Here is a 4,443-nt window from a genome sequence, read left to right as displayed (position 1 = left end):
TATGAAAGCATGAGCGGTAGCAACATACTGCGGATTTTCAGGCTTGGTTCAAGGCTTTCAATGAAACGTCAACAGCCCCTAGGTGTGAGTGCATGGCTATCACTACTAATGGTGCTATGTGGGATTTTTGCCGATGGCTATATCGCATTGACGGCGATTACGCTGATCGGGCTGTGTAACTCGGTGATGTATCCGTTGATATACAGCCTTTCCATGCAGAACCTCAGCCCCATGGCTGCTGCACAGGCATCCGGCATCCTGAGTTCCGCCGGGGTTGGCGGAGGCATTGTCCCACTGACGGCGGCAATCATTGCCGACCATTACGGCGTCAGAGGTGCGTTCTTGGTGTCCGCCTGCTGCTATGGCTATATCCTGTACTACAGCATGAAAGGCTGTGAAATAACGACACAGGAAACCGGCAGCAGCGAAACAATAAAGTAAGTGAGAGAAGTAGAAAAGAAGAAGAGGGAAGATGGCTGGGGTGGCAGGATTCGAACCTACGCATGACGGGATCAAAACCCGTTGCCTTACCGCTTGGCGACACCCCAACAGAGGAACGTGGTAGCTAGGGGCAGATTCGAACTGCCGACCCCAGCATTATGAGTGCTGTGCTCTAACCAACTGAGCTACCTAGCCATCATTCCTGAAAGGACATGGCTGGGGTGGCAGGATTCGAACCTGCGCATGACGGGATCAAAACCCGTTGCCTTACCGCTTGGCGACACCCCAACTGAGAACTTGAAGCACCGGAGAAGACCCGGCGACATCGAGGCCGGTATAGTAACGTTTCCGTTCTGAAAATCAACCCCTGAAAGTTCATCCCCTCGGTGGTAGCTAGGGGCAGATTCGAACTGCCGACCCCAGCATTATGAGTGCTGTGCTCTAACCAACTGAGCTACCTAGCCCCGACGAGATGCGGCGCATTTTGGTGATATTGGGGGGCTGTGTCAATAGCTGTATTTATACATAAAGCACCACAACTCCTGTTAACGCTACAACATCCTTCAGAACAGGCAATAAATACTTTGTGTTGAAAAATACACTTGCAGGAAATCTATGGCATGCTGAGCTGGTGCCACCCCAGCAAATAAAACCATACATTTTACTGATTACCACCATTCTTCAGTTCTTTTGCGAGATTTCCAAGCACCACACGGGATAGATGGCGCATAAGTATCTTCGTGCTGCCCCCTTAACTTTGAATCAGTTGCTCTATATCGCCAGTATGGCAAGGCTTTCAGAGCATTTGCTGCTACTGTGCTGATGAATGGTGGTAATCAGGTACTTTTTTATCTCAAACATACGCAGCGGCTGAATCTGGCGCATTCAACAAGAACTTGATTTCCGCTTTGCCACTCTCCTCTTCAATATCTTTCGAATCTGAAGAGTGCTCATGTTCTTCTATAACATCCAACTCTATTGATTCCTGTGCCTCTTTGCCTTCTGTTTTTGCATGCATAATTCCTGCACTGGTTGACGATGACTGCATCTCAACGCTGTGGCACTCTGCCTCCACTTGAATTGAAACGCTAGAAGACGCCTGATTAGACTCCGGCACGGGACCTTGCAACGAGGAAGCACCACCATTATTTACGGTTGGATATACCGGTCCGGTAGCCGCCAAAGATGGCCTACCACCAGTAAACTGAGGAACTGGCTGATACGGCCTAAAACAGGGACTACATGGTCGACAACAGATTCGAATAAATTTTTTCATGGCCCTCCCCCCCCTGACACTGCCAATCGCCATAAATGCTCCCATTTTATGAGGAACCTTTAAGGTATTAAGGACTTGGCAAACCAGAACCATCCCCGCACTGGCAAACGCATAACTCGCTAAAACTGTTGCCTCAAATTTTGGCGCCTCTCCAAGAATGGACTCAACATAACCAGGAACATTTAAAATATTCTGTAGAGCCTGCTCTTCAGTCAAATTGTGGTAATGAACTATTTCTCCAACAATCATATTGAGAGATTTAACAAAGTCACCTTGATCCAGTTGAATTGCAGCCCTTGCCGCCTTAGCAACTGGCGCTCCAGCAATACCTGAAGTCCCAATAATCCCTACAACATTACCAGCAAAAGCACCCGTACTGTGCACTCTATATCTCAATGGATACTTTTCGATAAGCTCAATTGGAACAATAAGATCATCAGGACTAGGTAAATCAAGCTCAATGTTTTCAAACTGATGTAGATATACCGTGAAAAACTCATCAGGCAAACATCCGATCAAATACTTAACATTATTCAAACACTGAACCAGCCGTTCATTATAAAAAATATGCTGATATTGAGCACCGGTTTGAATGCCACCTTGGGTGCTAGCCTGATTGCTATCTTGAGCACTGCTGTGAATGTCACCTTGATCGCCCCCCTGATTACCATTTTGAGTGCAACCCTGATCATCGTCTTCAGCACTCAATATTGAGTTTATTTGTAAGACTAATTCTTTCTTGAAAGCTGAGCCACAATTCTCTGTAGATCTATAGTTTATTTCAAACGCTTTCAATCTGGCATTTAAAGATAAAAAGACATGTTCAGGCAGTTCATGCTTTATCAAGGCCTTGAGCTCTTTTATTGTATTCACAATTTCACTCTTAATACCTTTCTTAACCGAGTATTTTATTGCTGTTTCAACAAATAATTTTGCACTGAACAAATTACCTTCCAGAGCAACATTCAGCGCTACAGTTTGTCTTGATTTTCGCACCGAATCTTGCCCTGAAACCTGAGCAGCAGAAGCAGGCTGTACTTGAATTTTGCGAGCATCCCCCCCCCTTCGACTAGTAGAGTCATCATCAGCAGTATCATATTGACTCTCCGTTTTTATAGAAGCAACTGATGACCTACGGCTACTGATTCTTCTTCCCATAGAGGGTTGCACTTCACTCTCAAAGGTGACAACTGCAATTTTTTTCTCCGAACTCCCATAAGCCTCAGGCACCCAGCCAGAACCACACTGACTTAAACTTCCAGCACAACGCATACATACTCTCCATGATCACGTTTAATTTAAAAATAAATTCAAAGCGTATGAGAGAAGAGATATTTTCACCCTAACTAACACGGAAGCTGCCCAAACAATATAACGACTATCAAAAACAACACATGAAGCCATTTCTTCCTGATAAACTTCTCCCCGCTGACCACACAACAACCATTACACAGGTACGAACATGACCCAGGAATCGATCGTAATTGTCAGCGGCGCCCGCACACCGATGGGTGGCCTGCAAGGCTCGCTGTCCAGCCTGACAGCACCGGAGCTGGGCAGCATCGCCATCAAGGAGACCGTCAGCCGCGCGAATATCAATCCTGAAGACGTTGATGAAGTGATCATGGGCTGCGTCCTGCCTGCAGGCCTTGGACAGGGCCCCGCCCGTCAGGCATCCCGGAAAGCCGGCCTGCCGGACGCTACCGGCTGTACCACCATCAACAAACTCTGCGGTTCCGGCATGAAAGCCGTGATGCTGGCCCACGACCTGATTCGCGCCGGTACCAACCAGATCATGATTGCCGGCGGCATGGAAAGCATGAGTAACGCCCCCTACCTGCTCGACAAGGCTCGCAGCGGCTACCGCATGGGACACGGCAAGGTGATGGACCACATGTTCTTGGATGGACTGGAAGACGCTGAAACCGGTCGGCTGATGGGCTCTTTCGCCCAGGAAGTGGCAGATAAATACGAACTCTCCCGCGAAGCGATGGACGCCTTTGCCATCGAATCCCTCAAGCGGGCCCAGAAAGCCACTAACGACGGCTTACTGGAGGCTGAGATTGCCCCTGTCACCTATACCACCCGCAAAGGTGAGCAGACTGTTAGCCAGGATGAACAACCCTTTAACGCCAATATTGAGAAAATCCCCAGCCTTCGTCCGGCGTTCAGCAAGAACGGCACCATCACCGCCGCCAATGCCAGCTCCATTTCCGATGGCGCCTCTGCCCTTCTGCTGATGACAGAAAGTGAAGCTGCAAAACGCGGTCTGCAACCACTGGCCCGCATTGTCGCGCACAGCACCCACTCCCAGCATCCGTCAGAATTCACGATTGCCCCGGTCGGCGCACTGACCAAGGTGTTGGCTAAAACCGGCTGGAGCAAAGACGACGTTGACCTGTTCGAAATCAATGAAGCCTTTGCCATGGTTACCATGATTGCCATGCAGGAACATGGCCTTGATCACAGCAAGGTCAACGTTCATGGCGGTGCCTGCGCTCAAGGACACCCCATTGGCTCAACCGGCTCGCGAATCCTGCTCTCACTGATCTATGCACTGAAGCAATACGGTAAGAAGAAAGGTATCGCCAGCCTCTGTATTGGCGGCGGAGAAGCGACAGCCGTAGCTGTTGAAGTACTCTAAAAAACTAGGAGCTGTTGACGTTTCACATTGGTAACCAGACAAAAGCACAAGCCAGAGCTACGACACTGACAAAGTTTCGCTT

Annotated in this window: 2 protein-coding genes, 4 tRNA genes and 1 pseudogene; 2 read left to right on the top strand and 5 right to left on the bottom strand. The window is 48.8% G+C overall.

Annotation, left to right across the window (positions count from 1 at the left end; genetic code table 11):
- Positions 1-441 (top strand): annotated as a pseudogene (locus tag ABD892_RS11530) (hypothetical protein); the annotation flags it as partial.
- Positions 442-473: 32 nt separating this feature from the next.
- Here ABD892_RS11530 and ABD892_RS11525 read toward each other — a convergent pair.
- From ABD892_RS11525 to ABD892_RS11505, 5 genes are all read right to left on the bottom strand, one after another.
- Positions 474-548 (bottom strand) — tRNA-Gln (locus ABD892_RS11525).
- Between the two features lie 11 nt (positions 549-559).
- Positions 560-636: transfer RNA gene (locus tag ABD892_RS11520), tRNA-Met, on the bottom strand.
- A gap of 18 nt (positions 637-654) precedes the next feature.
- Positions 655-729 (bottom strand) — tRNA-Gln (locus ABD892_RS11515).
- A 99-nt stretch (positions 730-828) separates the two neighbouring features.
- Positions 829-905: transfer RNA gene (locus tag ABD892_RS11510), tRNA-Met, on the bottom strand.
- A gap of 389 nt (positions 906-1,294) precedes the next feature.
- Positions 1,295-2,989 (bottom strand): hypothetical protein, encoded by a 1,695-nt coding sequence (locus tag ABD892_RS11505; protein WP_345195812.1) that lies wholly within the window; start codon positions 2,987-2,989, stop codon positions 1,295-1,297.
- A 190-nt stretch (positions 2,990-3,179) separates the two neighbouring features.
- Between ABD892_RS11505 and ABD892_RS11500 the strand changes: the two genes are divergently transcribed.
- The gene (locus ABD892_RS11500; RefSeq protein ID WP_345195811.1) at positions 3,180-4,361 is read left to right on the top strand and encodes an acetyl-CoA C-acyltransferase; all 1,182 of its coding nucleotides are present in this window, start codon (positions 3,180-3,182) and stop codon (positions 4,359-4,361) included.
- Positions 4,362-4,443: the final 82 nt, after the last annotated feature.

It is taken from the genome of Kistimonas scapharcae, from assembly GCF_039540975.1.
GTDB lineage: Bacteria > Pseudomonadota > Gammaproteobacteria > Pseudomonadales > Endozoicomonadaceae > Kistimonas > Kistimonas scapharcae.
This window is presented reverse-complemented; position numbering and strand designations above follow the sequence as displayed.

Bases quoted from the DNA above. Each gene is read 5' to 3' on its own strand.
- ABD892_RS11500 (WP_345195811.1), top strand. From the start codon at position 3,180: ATGACCCAGGAATCGATCGTAATTGTCAGCGGCGCCCGCACACCGATG.
- ABD892_RS11505 (WP_345195812.1), bottom strand. From the start codon at position 2,989: ATGCGTTGTGCTGGAAGTTTAAGTCAGTGTGGTTCTGGCTGGGTGCCT.